At 69.5% G+C, this 14,258-nt stretch carries 16 protein-coding genes; 9 read left to right on the top strand and 7 right to left on the bottom strand.

The window, feature by feature from the left end; all coding sequences use genetic code 11:
- The first annotated feature begins 15 nt into the window (after nt 1–15).
- Genes RWQ91_RS14185 through RWQ91_RS14160 form a run of 6 tightly spaced genes read left to right on the top strand, consistent with a single transcriptional unit; the run spans nt 16 to nt 5,199 of the window.
- Nucleotides 16–255, top strand: coding sequence for an exodeoxyribonuclease VII small subunit (locus RWQ91_RS14185; RefSeq protein ID WP_314507210.1), 240 nt, complete (start codon nt 16–18; stop codon nt 253–255).
- Complete coding sequence (locus tag RWQ91_RS14180) at nt 255–911, top strand: DUF4245 family protein (protein WP_314507208.1); 657 nt, start codon at nt 255–257, stop codon at nt 909–911. Before RWQ91_RS14185 ends, RWQ91_RS14180 begins: the two co-directional genes overlap by 1 nt.
- 32 nt (nt 912–943) lie before the next feature.
- Nucleotides 944–1,555, top strand: coding sequence for a carbonic anhydrase (locus RWQ91_RS14175; protein ID WP_399546544.1), 612 nt, complete (start codon nt 944–946; stop codon nt 1,553–1,555).
- A gap of 35 nt (nt 1,556–1,590) precedes the next feature.
- Nucleotides 1,591–2,985: a class II fumarate hydratase gene (locus tag RWQ91_RS14170; protein ID WP_314507203.1), complete on the top strand. Its 1,395-nt coding sequence runs from the start codon at nt 1,591–1,593 to the stop codon at nt 2,983–2,985.
- A gap of 46 nt (nt 2,986–3,031) precedes the next feature.
- A complete protein-coding gene (locus RWQ91_RS14165; RefSeq protein ID WP_314507200.1) occupies nt 3,032–4,546 on the top strand; it encodes a HAMP domain-containing sensor histidine kinase in 1,515 nt (504 codons plus the stop codon).
- On the top strand, nt 4,543–5,199 hold the full coding sequence (locus tag RWQ91_RS14160) for a response regulator transcription factor (protein ID WP_314507199.1): 657 nt from the start codon (nt 4,543–4,545) through the stop codon (nt 5,197–5,199). The genes RWQ91_RS14165 and RWQ91_RS14160 overlap by 4 nt, the downstream gene beginning before the upstream one ends.
- Nucleotides 5,200–5,287: 88 nt before the next feature.
- Here the strand turns inward: RWQ91_RS14160 and RWQ91_RS14155 are convergent, their stop codons facing one another.
- From RWQ91_RS14155 to RWQ91_RS14140, 4 genes are all read right to left on the bottom strand, one after another.
- Nucleotides 5,288–5,857, bottom strand: coding sequence for a hypothetical protein (locus tag RWQ91_RS14155; protein ID WP_314507198.1), 570 nt, complete (start codon nt 5,855–5,857; stop codon nt 5,288–5,290).
- A 189-nt stretch (nt 5,858–6,046) separates the two neighbouring features.
- Complete coding sequence (locus RWQ91_RS14150) at nt 6,047–7,402, bottom strand: PhoH family protein (RefSeq protein WP_399546521.1); 1,356 nt, start codon at nt 7,400–7,402, stop codon at nt 6,047–6,049.
- Nucleotides 7,403–7,609: 207 nt separating this feature from the next.
- On the bottom strand, nt 7,610–8,728 hold the full coding sequence (locus tag RWQ91_RS14145; protein ID WP_314507380.1) for an aminotransferase class V-fold PLP-dependent enzyme: 1,119 nt from the start codon (nt 8,726–8,728) through the stop codon (nt 7,610–7,612).
- A 56-nt stretch (nt 8,729–8,784) separates the two neighbouring features.
- The gene (locus RWQ91_RS14140; protein ID WP_314507196.1) at nt 8,785–9,564 is read right to left on the bottom strand and encodes an isoprenyl transferase; all 780 of its coding nucleotides are present in this window, start codon (nt 9,562–9,564) and stop codon (nt 8,785–8,787) included.
- Nucleotides 9,565–9,695: 131 nt separating this feature from the next.
- Between RWQ91_RS14140 and RWQ91_RS14135 the strand changes: the two genes are divergently transcribed.
- The gene (locus RWQ91_RS14135; RefSeq protein WP_314507378.1) at nt 9,696–10,400 is read left to right on the top strand and encodes a hemolysin III family protein; all 705 of its coding nucleotides are present in this window, start codon (nt 9,696–9,698) and stop codon (nt 10,398–10,400) included.
- 4 nt (nt 10,401–10,404) lie between these two features.
- On the opposite strand, the gene RWQ91_RS14130 is transcribed toward RWQ91_RS14135, so the two are convergent.
- Nucleotides 10,405–10,707, bottom strand: a complete 303-nt coding sequence (locus RWQ91_RS14130) for a hypothetical protein (RefSeq protein ID WP_314507195.1) — start codon at nt 10,705–10,707, stop codon at nt 10,405–10,407.
- 98 nt (nt 10,708–10,805) lie between these two features.
- Between RWQ91_RS14130 and RWQ91_RS14125 the strand changes: the two genes are divergently transcribed.
- Nucleotides 10,806–11,198: a DUF4307 domain-containing protein gene (locus RWQ91_RS14125; RefSeq protein WP_314507193.1), complete on the top strand. Its 393-nt coding sequence runs from the start codon at nt 10,806–10,808 to the stop codon at nt 11,196–11,198.
- A 114-nt stretch (nt 11,199–11,312) separates the two neighbouring features.
- A complete protein-coding gene (gene greA / locus RWQ91_RS14120; RefSeq protein ID WP_314507191.1) occupies nt 11,313–11,804 on the top strand; it encodes a transcription elongation factor GreA in 492 nt (163 codons plus the stop codon).
- A gap of 33 nt (nt 11,805–11,837) precedes the next feature.
- Here greA and ilvA read toward each other — a convergent pair whose 3' ends face one another.
- The gene (gene ilvA / locus RWQ91_RS14115) at nt 11,838–13,064 is read right to left on the bottom strand and encodes a threonine ammonia-lyase (RefSeq protein WP_314507190.1); all 1,227 of its coding nucleotides are present in this window, start codon (nt 13,062–13,064) and stop codon (nt 11,838–11,840) included.
- Complete coding sequence (locus RWQ91_RS14110) at nt 13,061–14,254, bottom strand: AI-2E family transporter (RefSeq protein ID WP_314507189.1); 1,194 nt, start codon at nt 14,252–14,254, stop codon at nt 13,061–13,063. Before RWQ91_RS14110 ends, ilvA begins: the two co-directional genes overlap by 4 nt.
- Nucleotides 14,255–14,258: the final 4 nt, after the last annotated feature.

The raw sequence follows: 14,258 nt of genomic DNA, 5'->3' as shown, positions 1-14,258 counted from the left end.
CTTAGAATGGATTCCATGAGCGCAGCGGACGAAGGCGTGATCGATGTGGCGGGCCTCTCGTTCGAGCAGGCCCGCGACGAGCTGGTCCGCGTGGTCGCCGAGCTCGAGCAGGGAGCCCCGACCCTCGAGCACTCGCTCGCGCTGTGGGAGCGCGGCGAAGCTCTCGCGGCTCGCTGCGAGGAGTGGCTGCTGGGTGCGAAGCGCCGGCTCGAGGAAGCCCGCAGCGGGTCATCCCAGGCCCGCGAGGGCGCGTGATGGCTCAGAACCCCAAGATCGTCGCCGAGCTGGGACGGCCCGAGACCCCCGACGAGACCGCAGCGCGCAAAGCGGAGTCCTCGCGGATCTACCGTTCCAGCCAGAACACCCGCAACCTGATCGCCGCGCTGCTGGTGACCCTGGCCGTCGTGGCGGTCATCATCTTCGGTGTACCGCGCGGAGCTCCGCCGGCCGCTGAGCCCATCGATGTCGCCGCGGTCGCGCAAGCGGTCGAGACCGCCGAGGGACGACCGGTCATCGTCCCGGGCGTGCCGGAGGAATGGCTCGTCAACCGCGCCTCGATCGAAGGCGATGCGACCCCGGCGTGGACGATCGTGTACGTTCCGGACGAGACGGCCGGATTCCTGCGCGTCGCGCAGGGCTTCGACGCCGATCCCGCCTGGACCACCCGCGTGCTGGGCGGCGCCGCCGTCGATGACACCGTGACGATCGGCGGCATTGAGTGGGACCGCTACGACATCGCCGATCCCTCACGGGCGGGCAACATCTCCGGCGCCCTGAGCACGCAGGCAGGGGCGGACATCGTTCTGGTCTACGGGTCCACGGACGCTGCGACGCTGGAACTGGCGGCCGAATCCGTCGCCGATCAGATCATGCAACTGCGCGCTCTCGCCGCGGACGAGGAGTCGAAGTGAGCGCACCCAGCCCGCTGAAGGCGTGGCGAGAGATGCAGCGCGGCAATGCCCGCTTCGTCGCAGGCGAGCCGCGGCACCCGCGGCAGGACGTGGAACGTCGGGCTGAGCTCGCCCTGGGTCAGCGTCCCCGCGCTGCCCTGTTCGGCTGCTCGGACTCGCGTCTGTCCGCCGAGATCATCTTCGACAAGGGGCTGGGCGACCTGTTCGTGGTGCGCAACGCCGGCCAGGTCATCTCCGACTCCGTCGTCGGCAGCCTCGAGTACGCCGTCGCCGTTCTCGAGGTGCCGCTGATCATCGTGCTCGGCCACGACGCCTGCGGCGCGGTCAATGCCGCGATCGACAGCGTCGCGATCGACGCTCCGGCCCTTCCGCCGCACATCTGGCGCCAGATCGCGCCCATCGTCCCGGCGGTGCGCCGCGTGCAGCGGGAGAGCATCGTCGACGGGAGCGTCCCGGAGGTCATCGACCCGGATCTGGTCGGGCGCGAGCACCTCCGCGACACGGTCGCCGAGCTGCTTCATTCGTCGGAGCTCATCAGCGAGGCCGTGGAGAACGGGACGCTCGCCATCGTGGGGGCGAACTACCGGCTCGCCGAAGGTACGGCGATCCCCGACATCATCCTGGGCGTCGACACCGACGCCTAGCAGCAAGCAGTCATATTCTCAGGAGGAACGACGACGTGACCGACATCGAGTATCGCATCGAGCACGACACCATGGGCGAAGTCCGGGTGCCCCGCGATGCGCTCTACGCCGCGCAGACCCAGCGCGCGGTGGAGAACTTCCCGATCTCGGGCGATGCGCTCGACCCCGCCCAGATCGTCGCGCTGGCGCGCATCAAGAAGGCCGCCGCTCTCGCGAACAAGGAGCTCGGCACGCTCGATGGCGCGATCGCGGATGCGATCGCGCGCGCCGCCGACCGGATCATCGCCGGCGAGTACGCCGACCAGTTCCCGATCGACGTGTACCAGACCGGCAGCGGCACCTCCTCGAATATGAACATGAACGAGGTGCTGGCCACCCTTGCCTCGCGCGACCTCGGCTCGCTCGTGCACCCGAACGACCACGTGAACGCGTCCCAGTCCTCGAACGACGTCTTCCCCACCTCGGTTCACATCGCCGTCACCCAGGAGCTCATCGACGATCTGATACCCGCACTGGATCACCTCGCCGTCGCGTTCGAGAGCAAGGCCGACGCGTGGAAGACCGTCGTGAAGTCAGGTCGCACCCACCTGATGGATGCGACGCCGGTCACGCTGGGCCAGGAGTTCGGCGGCTACGCCCGGCAGATGCGGCTGGGCATCGAGCGGGTGCAGGCCGTGCTCTCGCGCGTGGGCGAAGTGCCCCTGGGCGGCACGGCCGTGGGCACCGGAATCAACACTCCCCTGGGCTTCCCGCAGAAGGTCATCGAACTGATCGCCGCCGACACGGAGCTGCCGATCACCGAGGCGAAGGACCACTTCGAGGCGCAGGCGAACCGAGACGGGCTGGTGGAGGCATCCGGTGCCCTGCGAACCATCGCCGTCTCGCTCACCAAGATCAACAACGACCTGCGGTGGATGGGCTCGGGACCGAACACGGGCCTGGGTGAGCTGCACATCCCCGACCTGCAGCCCGGCTCGTCGATCATGCCCGGCAAGGTGAATCCGGTCGTCCCCGAGGCGACGCTCATGGTCTGCGCGCGCGTCATCGGCAATGACGCGACGGTCGCCTGGGCCGGTGCCTCCGGGTCGTTCGAGCTGAACGTCGCCATCCCGGTGATGGGCACCGCGGTCCTGGAGTCGATCCGCCTGCTTGCGAACTCGATGCGCATCCTGGCGGACAAGACCATCGACGGCCTCGAGGCCAACGTCGATCGGGCTGCCGCCTACGCGGGCATGTCGCCCTCCATCGTCACCCCGCTGAACAAGCTCATCGGCTATGAGGCGGCTGCGAGGATCGCCAAGCACTCGGTGGCTGAGGGCATCACCGTCCGCGAAGCGGTCATCGGGCTGGGCTATGTCGAGCGCGGCGAGCTCACCCTCGCGCAGCTGGACGAGAAGCTCGATCTCCTCTCGATGACCCACCCGGGCTGACAGACCCGGCATATCGCGCATGGCTCTCCGGCGGGATAATCGGGAGGTGGCTCGTCCGGTCCGCCCCTTATCGGCGCGCGCCCGCATCCTGGGCGCGATCCTGGCCGTGGCCTGCATCGGCCTGGCGATCGTCGGGAGCGTCACCTTCCTGGTGCAGCGCGAACGCGTGCTGAACGAGGTCACCGATCGTCTCGACACCCAGACCGAACGCCTCATCACCGTCGCCGGCGGAGAGCAGGCGCCGACGGACGCGTCCGGTTCGGGAGCGACGACCGCCAGCGAGAACCTGGACGTCGAGGACTTCACCTCGGTGCAGGACTACCTGTACACCGCTGTGGCGCGCCTCGTGCCGGCCCGCAACGAGGCGGCCCTCGCGATCATCGACGGCAAGGCACGCTATCGCCCCTCCACCCTGTCCGGATTCGACATCTCCGGCAATCAGCAGCTGATCGACCGCGTCGTCGCCGAGACCGCCGACGGCACGTCCAGAACGGGCACAGCGGTGACCGATCAGGGATCCCTGAGGTACATCGCCATCCCCGTCTCGATGGCGGGCGACCCGCAGACCGGGATCTACGTCCGCGCAATCGATCTGGGTGCGGAGCTCAGTCCCGTCACGGCCGCGATCACGACCTACTCCCTCGCGGCGATCGTGATGGTCGGCGCCATCGGGTTCGTCGGGTGGTTCGTGGCGGGGCGCCTGCTCTCCCCCATCCGCGATCTGCGCGACGCGGCCGATGCGATCACCCTCGATGACATGTCGCCGCGTCTGGCACCGCAGGGCAACGACGACATCTCCGACCTCACGCGCACGGTCAACTCGATGCTGGACCGCCTCGAGGGCTCGGTGGATGTGCAGCGTCAGCTGCTGGATGACGTGCGGCACGAACTGAAGACCCCGATCACGATCGTCCGCGGTCATCTGGAGCTGATGGATCCCTCGGATGCGGCCGACGTGGCGAGCACCAGGGAGATCGGCATCGCGGAGCTGGACCGCATGACCAGGCTCGTCGACGACATCGACCTGCTCGCCACCGTCGAGGGCGACGGCTTCACGATGACCGAGGTCGACCTCGCCGCCCTCACCTCCCGGATCGGCGAGCTGGTCGCGGTCATCCCCGGGCATGCCTGGAGTGTGGAATCGGTCGCAGACGGACGCATCGAGGGCGACTCCGACAGACTCCTGCAGGCGTGGCTGCAGCTGGCGGACAACGCCGCGAAATACACCCCGGACGGCGGCCGAATCGAGCTGGGCAGCAGCCTGGACGCGTCGGGCGCCCGACTGTGGGTCGCAGACCACGGCCCCGGCATCCCGCCCGCTTCGCGCCATCGCATCTTCCGGCGTTTCGACCGCGCGCAGGGCGCCCGGTCGGTGGGCGGCTCGGGACTCGGACTGGCGATCGTGGATGCGATCGCGAAAGGTCACGGCGGTCTGTGCCAGGTCACCGACACGCCTGGCGGCGGAGCGACTTTCACGATCCACCTGCCGCTGCCGACGGCCGAGCTGCCCGCACCGGTTCGCGCCGGCGACGTGGTGATGCAGCGGGAGGCGGCCGGATGACAAAGATCCTCCTCATCGAAGACGAGCCCCGGATCTCGGCGTTCGTCAGTCGCGGCCTCGACTCCGCGGGGTACGCGACGGTCATCGTCGACGACGGCGCCGAAGGGCTCGCCCGGGCGCTGAAGGAGGACATCGATCTGGTGCTGCTCGATGTCGGACTCCCGTCGATGGACGGCTTCGAGGTATTGCGCGAGCTGCGCGCCCAGGGCTCGACGGTTCCGGTCATCATGCTCACGGCGCGCTCGAGCACCCGCGACACGGTGGAGGGACTGGACGCGGGAGCGAACGACTACGTGTCGAAGCCGTTCACGTTCGAAGAGCTGCTGGCACGCGTGCGCTCGCGACTTCGTGAGAGCGCCTCCAGTGGCGGCGTCGCCGTGGCGCACGGTGGCGTCGCGCTGGACATCCTGGCGCGCCGGACGACCGTCGATGGGCGGGAGGTGGAACTGTCCGCGCGCGAGTTCGCGCTGGCGGAGCAGTTCCTGCGCAATCCCGGCCGGGTTCTCAGCCGCGAGCATCTGCTGAGGACCGTCTGGGGACTGGACTTCGATCCCGGTTCCAACGTCGTCGACGTCTACGTGCGATATCTGCGCGGCAAGCTGGGCCCCCAGCACATCGTGACAGTCCGCGGGGCCGGCTACCGCTGGGAGTAGTGGGCGGGCACGAAGAAGCCCCCGGTGTTGGGGGAACACCGGGGGCGGGGAGAGACCGGTCTTGGGGGATGCCGGCCAGGCAATCGCATCAGCCTGGGGGGACCTGCGATTGCTCTCTCTTCTTGCCGGACGGCGGACCAGAACGGTCGCGTCCGGACGCCTTGCCCGACGGTGGGGGCTCGATGCGCGAATCGGCATCGGGGGTCTTGAGCTGCCGGGAGGATTCCGCGTCATCCGCGTGCTGCTGGGCGAGGTCGGCCTCGAGCCGGGCGATCCACGCATCGGTTCGCCCCTGCGGCCAGCCGTGGGCGCTCGCCCAGGCGTACGCGTCGGCCCATGAGCCGGACTCCTCAGCCTGCGCCAGCATGCGCTCCTCGACCGCCGGCGCGGTCGGCACCGACTCGTCCGCGGCGTGGACGGGAGCCGCGACGTCCTCGGGTTCCGGTGCCGGCACGGTCTCGGGCTCGTCCTGCGCGAGCTGCGGTGGAGCCGGAGGCTCGGCGGCGGGCGCGGGCTCTGCGGAAGCGGCGACCGGCTCGGCAGGAGCAGGCACGAGGACCGCGGCGCCCGCGGGCGCACCGGGAGCGTCGGCCAGAGCCGCGGAGGTGGACATGGCGACCGCGCAGACGACGGCGACACTGGCGGCCACGGTGGCCATGCCACCGAGCGTCAGGCGCGTTCGAGACTCCACGCGATTCCTCCGGTTCCGGGCACGATCGCGGGCCCTCCCCCATCGTGACAGAAGGGATGCCCGGGGCGCGGCGATCCGCATGAGACTCTTCTCATGCGGGAGGGGCCGGGATGCGGCATCCCGGCCCCTCCTCAGGGAATCAGCGAACGCGTCGCCTCAGGCGAGTTCGCCCGCCTCGAGCAGATCGGTCACGAGCGCCGCGATGGCCGAGCGCTCGGAGCGCACGAGCGTGACATGTCCGAACAGGTCGTGCCCCTTCAGGGTCTCGATCACGGAGGCGACGCCGTCGTGGCGGCCCACCCGCAGATTGTCGCGCTGGCCGACGTCGTGCGTGAGGACGACTCGCGAGTTCTGACCCATGCGGCTGAGGACGGTCAGCAGGACGTTGCGCTCCAGGGACTGCGCCTCGTCGACGATCACGAAGGCATCGTGCAGCGACCGGCCCCGGATGTGGGTCAGCGGCATCACCTCGAGCAGCCCTCGCGCGATCACCTCTTCGACGACGTTTCCCGTGACGACGGACCCGAGCGTGTCGAAGACGGCCTGACCCCACGGATTCATCTTCTCGCCCTGGTCGCCGGGCAGGTAGCCGAGCTCCTGGCCGCCGACGGCGTACAGGGGGCGGAAGACGATGACCTTCTTCTGCTGCTGTCGCTCGAGCACCGACTCCAGGCCGGCGCAGAGTGCGAGCGCGGACTTGCCCGTGCCTGCGCGGCCTCCGAGCGAGACGATGCCGACCTCCGGATCCAGCAGCAGGTCGATCGCGATCCGCTGCTCGGCCGAGCGTCCGTGCAGACCGAAGACGTCGCGGTCGCCCCGCACCAGCCGATACTCGCCGTCACCGGTGACGCGACCCAGCGCCGAACCCCGCTCGGAGTGGATGATCAGGCCGGTGTTGACCGGCAGTCCCCGCGCTTCGTCGCCCGTGGCGATCTCGGTCTCGTACAGATCGCTGATGTCGTCGCCGGAGACGTCGATCGTGGCGATGCCGGTCCACCCCGAATCCACCGCCTGCTCGGCCAGATACTCCTCCGCCGTGATGCCCAGGGATGCCGCCTTCACCCGCATCGGAAGGTCCTTCGAGACGACGGTGACGTCCTGACCATCCTGTGCCAGGTGCATCGCGACAGCGAGGATGCGGCTGTCGTTGTCGCCCAGGCGCATCCCCGAAGGCAGCACCCCCGCCTCGGTGTTGTTCAGCTCGACGCGCAGGGTGCCCCCCTCGCCGACCTGCACGGGAAAGTCCAGCCGGCCGTGCTCGACCCGCAGCTCGTCGAGGTGGCGCAGTGCCTGCCGTGCGAAGTAGCCGATCTCGGGGTCGTGCCTTTTGCCCTCGAGCTCGGTGACCACCACGATCGGGATCACGACGTTGTGCTCGGCGAAGCGGAAGAACGCCCGCGGATCGCTCAGGAGCACGGAGGTGTCCAGGACATAGGTGCGCAGATCCGTCGATTGCTCACCGGCCTCATCGTGGTGCTGACGGTGCTGCTGCTGTGATGCTCGTGTGGTCACAACCCACTCCCGACCCGGGTGTCTCACCCGGCAGTCACGAGTCGACCAAGGGGTCACGAGTCGCGATCCGAAAGGCCGACCCGACCGGGCACCGTGCCCGATGACTCGACGGTACGACCGGCGCGAGTCCGTCCGGTTACCGACACGCTGGCGGATGTTACCGGCGGGTGAATTCCCCGCGCACGAGCGGAGTCGCCGGGCGCGCTCTCACCACACCCGCGCGGAGGAGAAGGCTGCGAGCGCGTCGCCGAACAGACGCAGCGTGTCGGCACCTGTGCCGACGTGCGGGGCGACGCGGACCAGTCCCGAGCGGACCGTGACGGTGATGCCGTGATTGGCCAGCGACGCAGCCAGAGGTCCCGCGTCGTGCGGCGCGGGAGCGAGCGTGACGATGCCGGCGCGTCGCTCCGGCTCCCGGGGGGTCAGGACGGGGACGTCGTACCGGTCGGCGAAGAACATGACGTCGCGCGCGCGTTCGGACAGCGCTTCGTCGATCCGATCGATGCCGACATCGCGGACGTCGCGGAGGGCCGTCGCCAGTCGAGCGATGGCGAGATGATCGGGCCTGCTCACCGTGAACGCCTGAGCGCTGGCCGCCGGCGACGGGACGACGTCGACCGGCAGGGCACCGTCAACCCCCGCCCAGCCCGACAGGACCGGTGCGATGCGCTCCAGGGCGCGGTCGCTGAAGCGCGCGAACCCGGTGCCGCGGCCGGCCCGGAGCCACTTGTAGCCGTTCCCGCAGACCACGTCGGCGGCGGCGTAGTCAGCCGAGACAGCGCCGAACCCCTGCATGGCGTCCACGATCAGCATCCGATCGCCGATCACGTCCCGCAGTGCCGAGAGATCGGCACGGTAGCCGGTCCGGAAGTCGACCAGGCTGACCGCGACCGCATGCGTCTCGTCGGTCAGCGCCTCGCGCACCGCTTCGGGTGTCACCAGGCCGTCCTCCGGGTCGAGCCACTGCAGGTCGATCGACCCGAGGGCGTCCGCCGCGCGCGTGGCGGTGACGGTGAGGCTGGGGAACTCGCCGCGAGAGAGCATGAGCCCGCCGGCCAGTCCGTAGAGGGCCTGCATCATGCCGTAGGTGGTCGAGGGCTGCAGGGTGACCTGATCGACCTCGGCATACATCAATTCCGCCAGCAGCTCGCGTGCTTCGAGCACATGCTCGGCGACCAGGTCCATCCCCGTGGGCCGCCCGGAGCCCAGCAGTTCGGCATCGGCGTGCACCTCGCTGCGCACGGACGGTGAAAGGGGACCGAAGGCCGCCCAGTCCAGGTAGCCCGGTTCACCGTCGAACGAGGCGACAAACGAGTCCAGGTCCATCACCGTCACATTCTGGCACGGAGCCGGGGCGGGGCGGCGGGAAGCGGCACCGCCCCTCAGCTGCCGTAGCGCCGATCCCGCGTGGTGTAGTCCCGGATGGCACGCAGGAAGTCGACTTCACGCAGATCGGGGCCGAGCGCTTCGACGAAGTAGAACTCGCTGTGCGCCGACTGCCACAGCAGGAAGTCGCTCAGCCGCTGCTCCCCCGACGTGCGGATGACCAGGTCGGGATCGGGCTGGCCGCCGGTGTAGAGGTGCTCCCCGATCTGCTCGGGCGTGAGACTCGCCGCCAGTTCCTCCAGCGAGCCGCCCTCCTCGTCGTGCTTGGCGATGATGCTGCGGACGGCATCCACGATCTCCCCGCGCCCGCCGTACCCTACGGCGAGGTTCACGTGCAGGCCGGAGTGGTCCCTGGTGCGCTCCTCGGCCTCGGCCAGGACGCGGGCGAGATCGGGTGGCAGCAGATGCGCCCGCCCCATGTGATGGACGCGCCAATCCCGCTCGTGCGAGAGCTCCTGGGCCAGTTCCGCGATGATCTCGATGAGCTCGGCGAGCTCTGTGGATTCCCGCTTGACGAGATTGTCGTTCGAGAGGAGGTACAGGGACACGACCTTCACACCCACGTCGTCGCACCACTCCAAGAACTCGCGCATCTTGGCGGCGCCGGCCCGGTGTCCGTGGGCTGCCGACTCGTATCCGAGCTGACGCGCCCACCGGCGGTTGCCGTCGATCATCATGGCGACGTGGTGAGGGACTGCGGACGGCTCCAGACCGCGTCGAAGGCGGTTGATGTACAGCCGATAGAGAGGTCCTCTGCCCTCGCTCGACGCACTCACACGCCTACGCTACCGCCGCGGGGTCGCGCGCGTGCCACCCTCGGCATACAGCGACGCGTAGGCTCGGGAGCGTGGCCCGCAGCACGAGTTCCGACGCGAGAGCGGACGACTCTGCGGACGACGGAGCGGACCTGCCGCAACTGCCCCTCCTCGAAGAAGCCGCCTACGACGCGCACGTCGAGCTCAAGCCCACGTGGCGCGGCTGGCTGCACGCCGGCACGTTCCCCGTCGCGATAGCGGCCGGCATCGTGCTGATCGCCGTCGCGCAGGGCGCCGCGGCGAAATGGGCCGCTGCGGTGTTCATGATCACCTCGATGCTGCTGTTCGGTGCGTCCGCGGTGTACCACCGCTTCACGTGGGGGCCGACCGCCAAGGCGGTGCTCAAGCGCATCGACCACGCGAACATCTTCCTGCTGATCGCCGGGACCTACACCCCCATCGCCGTCCTCGCGCTGCCGCCGGAGAAGGGGATGCTGCTGCTCACGCTGGTGTGGACCGGCGCGCTGATCGGCATCCTGTTCCGCGTCTTCTGGGTCGGCGCTCCGCGCTGGCTGTACGTCGCGCTGTACCTCGTGCTCGGCTGGGCGGCGGTGATGTACATCGTCGATCTGTTCCAGGCCAATGCCGCGATGATGATCCTCGTGATCGTCGGCGGGGTCCTGTACACCGTCGGAGCCGTCGTGTACGCGCTCAAGCGGCCGAACCCGTGGCCGGGTAGCTTCGGGTTCCACGAGATCTTCCATGTGTGCACGGTGGTGGCGTTCCTCTGCCACTGGACGGCATGCCTGCTGATCACGCTGCAGCCGCTGTCGCCCTCTCTGGGCGTCCCGGCCTGAGAAGTCAGGTGCGAGGCGACCCGTCCGCGTCGTCCGAGCGCTCGATGTCCTGGTCGTCGACCTCTGTCGCCAGGGTGGCCGCGGTCGCCTGGCGCTCGGCATCCAGTTCTTCCCTGATATCGGCGCGCACCCTTCCTCGCCGGATGCGGCGCATCATGTCCCACACGAGGGCCACCACGATCAGCGCGAGGAGCGCGATCACGACGAACCCGGCCGGACCCGGTGTGACCAGAGTCGGGTCGACGGTCTGCTCGGGTGCGGGCGTCGCGGTGATCGCCCGGGCGAGGGCGGCGAACGCGTCGTGCATGGGTGTCCTCGTTCCGCGCGCGAGCGCATAGCCTGGAGACACCAGCCTAATCTTCCCCGTGGTGCGCACCGCCGCACCGCCTGTCCAACGGACCCGTGATGACCACTCAGGACATGCTCGACGAGCGGTACGGTCGCGCGAGCTCACCGAGGCGCCGCTGGACCATCGGCATCGTGGCCGCCATCGCGGTCGTCCTGGTCGCGCTCTTCGCCTGGATGACCGTCTCCTCGACCCTCGACGACGTCGATGTCGACACGACCGGCTTCACGGTCGACGACGCGCGCAGCGTCACCCTCGCATTCCAGATCACCGCGCCGCAGGGCCGTTCGGTCGCCTGCGTGCTCGAGGCCCAGGACGAGGAGCACGGCATCGTCGGCTGGAAGGTCCTCGAGCTGCCGGCCTCGGACCTGCGTGCGCGGGCGTTCCGCGAGGTCATCCCCACCACCGCCGAGGCGACCACAGGTTTGGTCAACGACTGCTGGGTGACGTAGTCTGGGCGGACACTTTCGACAGACGCCCTGGCCGGAGCCGGGGCGTTTTGCCATCCGAGTGCTGCTCGGATCCGGCAAGACCGAGCCCCCTCGCCGCGACCGAAGGAGACCCGCGTGTCCAACGATGCCCCGGTGACGTTCCTCACCCAGGACGCCTACGACCGTCTCGCCGCCGAACTCGACCGGCTGTCCACGACGGGCCGCGAAGAGATCGCGAAGCGCATCGAGTCCGCGCGCGAAGAGGGCGACCTCAAGGAGAACGGCGGCTACCACGCCGCGAAGGATGAGCAGGGCAAGCAGGAGGCGCGGATCCGCACGCTGCAGCACCTGCTGAAGAACGCCACGGTCAGCGAAGCACCGCAGAGCACGGGCGTCGTCGAGCCCGGCACCGTCGTGACCGCCGTCGTGGCCGGAGGCGAGGAGGTGTTCCTGCTGGGAAACCGCGAGATCGCCGTCGATTCCGAGCTCGACGTCTACAGCGAGGCGTCGCCGCTGGGTGCGGCCATCCTGGGGCTCAAAGAAGGCGAGAAGACCTCGTACACCGCGCCGAACGGCCGTGAGATCTCGGTCGAAGTCGTGAAGGTGGAGACCTACTCGGGTCAGTAGGCCTGCCGCGGCGGACCGGCCGCCCGCGCGTGCTCAGTCGGGCACGACGGTCGGCCCAAAGCCCGCGTCCCGCAGGATGCCCATGACGTGCGCCCGGTGCTCTTCGCCGCGCGTCTCGACGCTCAGCTGCAGGATGACTTCGCTGATCTGCAGCCCCTGGCCGTGCCGGGTGTGCATCACCTCGATCACATTCGCGCCCGCCTGCGCGAGCAGCTCCGAGACGCGCGCGAGCTGTCCCGGCCGATCCGGAAGCGGGATGCGCAGGGTCATGTACCTGCCCGACGCGGCCAGTCCGTGCGAGACGACCCGCTGCAGCAGCAGAGGGTCGATGTTGCCGCCGGACAGGACCGAGACGGTCGGTCCGGTGCCCGTCACCTTCCCGGCCAGGATCGCGGCCACTCCGACCGCGCCCGCCGGCTCGACGACCTGCTTCGCGCGCTCCAGGAGCATGAGCAGGGCTCGGGCGATGTCGTCGTCGGTCACGGTGACCACATCGTCGACGAGTTCGTGGATGATCCCGAACGGCACGTCGCCCGGCCGGGCGACCGCGATGCCGTCGGCGATCGTGGGCCGGGTCTCGACGGCGAGCGGGTGACCGGCGGCCAGTGACGAGGGGTAGGCGGCCGAGTTCTCCGCCTGCACGCCCACGACGCGTACGCTGCGCCCGACCGCCGCCGCGCGCGCCTTGACCGCCGCTGCCACTCCGGCCGTGAGTCCGCCCCCGCCGATGCCGACCAGGACGGTCTGCAGATCCGGGACGGCATCGAACAGCTCGAGGCCGAGCGTGCCCTGACCCACGATGATGTCGCGGTGGTCGAAGGGGTGGATCAGCACCGCACCCGTGCGCTCGGCGAACTCCGCCGCGAGGCGCAGCGGCGTCTCGACCGTCGCCCCCTCGAGCACGACGTCCGCGCCGTAGCCGCGGGTCGCGAGCAGCTTCGGAACAGGCACGCCCAGCGGCATGAAGATCGTCGCGGGGATGCCGAGAGCCTGCGCCGCCAGCGCGACTCCCTGCGCGTGGTTGCCGGCGGAGGCTGCCACCACGCCTCGTGCCCGCTCCTCGGCCGTGAGCCGGGACAGGCGGTAGGTCGCGCCGCGGATCTTGAACGAGCCGGTGCGCTGGAGGTTCTCGAGCTTGAGGTAGACGGGCACGCCCAGCAGCTCGGAAAGGTAGTGCGACCCATCGATCGGGGTCCGCGTGATGACGCCGTCGAGCGACGCGGCGGCATCCTCGAATTCCGCCAGCGTGGGGATGCTCACGAACGAACCCTCCTCGGGCGCGGAACAGTCGTCCAGATGAGGTCGTTCGAAGGTGGGCGCGCCCCCGCCTCCCACGCGCGATCGCCGATGTAGACGGCGACCACGTTGACGAAGGCGGCGAGCGGCACCGCGAAGAGGGCGCCGGGGATGCCGGCGATCATCGCGCCGCCGGCGACGACGAGCACGACCGCGAGCGGGTGGACCTTGACGGCCGATCCCATCAGAAGCGGCTGGAGCACATGACCCTCGATCTGCTGGACGCCGAGCACGACCACGAGCATCCACAGGGCGATCCAGGGACCGTTGTAGACCAGTGCCAGGAAGACGGCGACCGCGCCCGTGACCACGGCGCCGACGATGGGCACGAAAGCGCCGAGGAAGACGAGGACGGCGACCGGGATCGCGAGCGGCACGCCGAGGAAGAAGGCCCCCAGTCCGATGCCGACCGCGTCGATCGTGGCGACCATCAGCTGGGTGCGCGCGTAGTTGACCACCATGACCCACCCGGCGCGGGCGGACCCGTCGACCGCCGGACGCGCCTTCGTCGGGAAGAGCCGCGTCGTCCAGCGCCATATGCCGCCGCCGTCGGCGAGCAGGCACAGGAGGATGAACAGCGACAGCAGTGCACCGACCGCGACGTGGCCGAGGGTGGTGCCGATCGCGAGGGCACCCGACAGCAGGAGCTGCGCCTGCTCCTGGATGAGCGCGAGCCCCTGCGAGAGCAGGTCGTCGATCTGTCCGGTGGTCAGGTGCAGGGGTCCGTCAATGAGGTATGTGCGCAGCTGCTCGACCGCACCCACCGTCCGTTCCTGCACCGACGCCCACTGGCGGGTCACCTGCCAGACCACGAGCCAGATCAGACCCCCCACGATCGCGAGGGTGCCGAGCACGACGATCGCGATGCCCAGCCACCGCGGCACGCGATGGCGCAGAAGCCAGCTGAATGCCGGCCACAGCAGCGCGGTAACCAGGATCGCGATGAGCAGCGGGATGACCAGCAGCTTGAGCTGGATGATCACCCAGATCGCGACGCCGATCGCCGCCGCGACAACCAGGAACCGCCAGGAATACGCCGTGGCCAGCTTCAGTCCGCGCGGGACCGACCCGGAGACGTCGCTGGAGACGACCCGGCTGCGATCCCGCAGCGAATCCAGGAACGAGCCACGGGGCTTGTCGTCGGATCCGCTCATCCCG

Source organism: uncultured Microbacterium sp., from assembly GCF_963524805.1.
Taxonomy (GTDB): domain Bacteria; phylum Actinomycetota; class Actinomycetes; order Actinomycetales; family Microbacteriaceae; genus Microbacterium.
The sequence above is the reverse complement of the archived record's forward strand: the minus strand, read 5'-3'. Positions and strand labels throughout refer to the sequence as shown.

What these genes read in the sequence shown, in the direction of transcription:
- RWQ91_RS14185 (WP_314507210.1), top strand. Translation starts at nt 16, where the DNA reads ATGAGCGCAGCGGACGAAGGCGTGATCGATGTGGCGGGCCTCTCGTTC.
- RWQ91_RS14180 (WP_314507208.1), top strand. Translation starts at nt 255, where the DNA reads ATGGCTCAGAACCCCAAGATCGTCGCCGAGCTGGGACGGCCCGAGACC.
- RWQ91_RS14175 (WP_399546544.1), top strand. Translation starts at nt 944, where the DNA reads ATGCAGCGCGGCAATGCCCGCTTCGTCGCAGGCGAGCCGCGGCACCCG.
- RWQ91_RS14160 (WP_314507199.1), top strand. Translation starts at nt 4,543, where the DNA reads ATGACAAAGATCCTCCTCATCGAAGACGAGCCCCGGATCTCGGCGTTC.
- RWQ91_RS14155 (WP_314507198.1), bottom strand. Translation starts at nt 5,857, where the DNA reads ATGGCCACCGTGGCCGCCAGTGTCGCCGTCGTCTGCGCGGTCGCCATG.
- RWQ91_RS14145 (WP_314507380.1), bottom strand. Translation starts at nt 8,728, where the DNA reads ATGGACCTGGACTCGTTTGTCGCCTCGTTCGACGGTGAACCGGGCTAC.
- RWQ91_RS14130 (WP_314507195.1), bottom strand. Translation starts at nt 10,707, where the DNA reads ATGCACGACGCGTTCGCCGCCCTCGCCCGGGCGATCACCGCGACGCCC.
- RWQ91_RS14125 (WP_314507193.1), top strand. Translation starts at nt 10,806, where the DNA reads ATGACCACTCAGGACATGCTCGACGAGCGGTACGGTCGCGCGAGCTCA.
- RWQ91_RS14110 (WP_314507189.1), bottom strand. Translation starts at nt 14,254, where the DNA reads ATGAGCGGATCCGACGACAAGCCCCGTGGCTCGTTCCTGGATTCGCTG.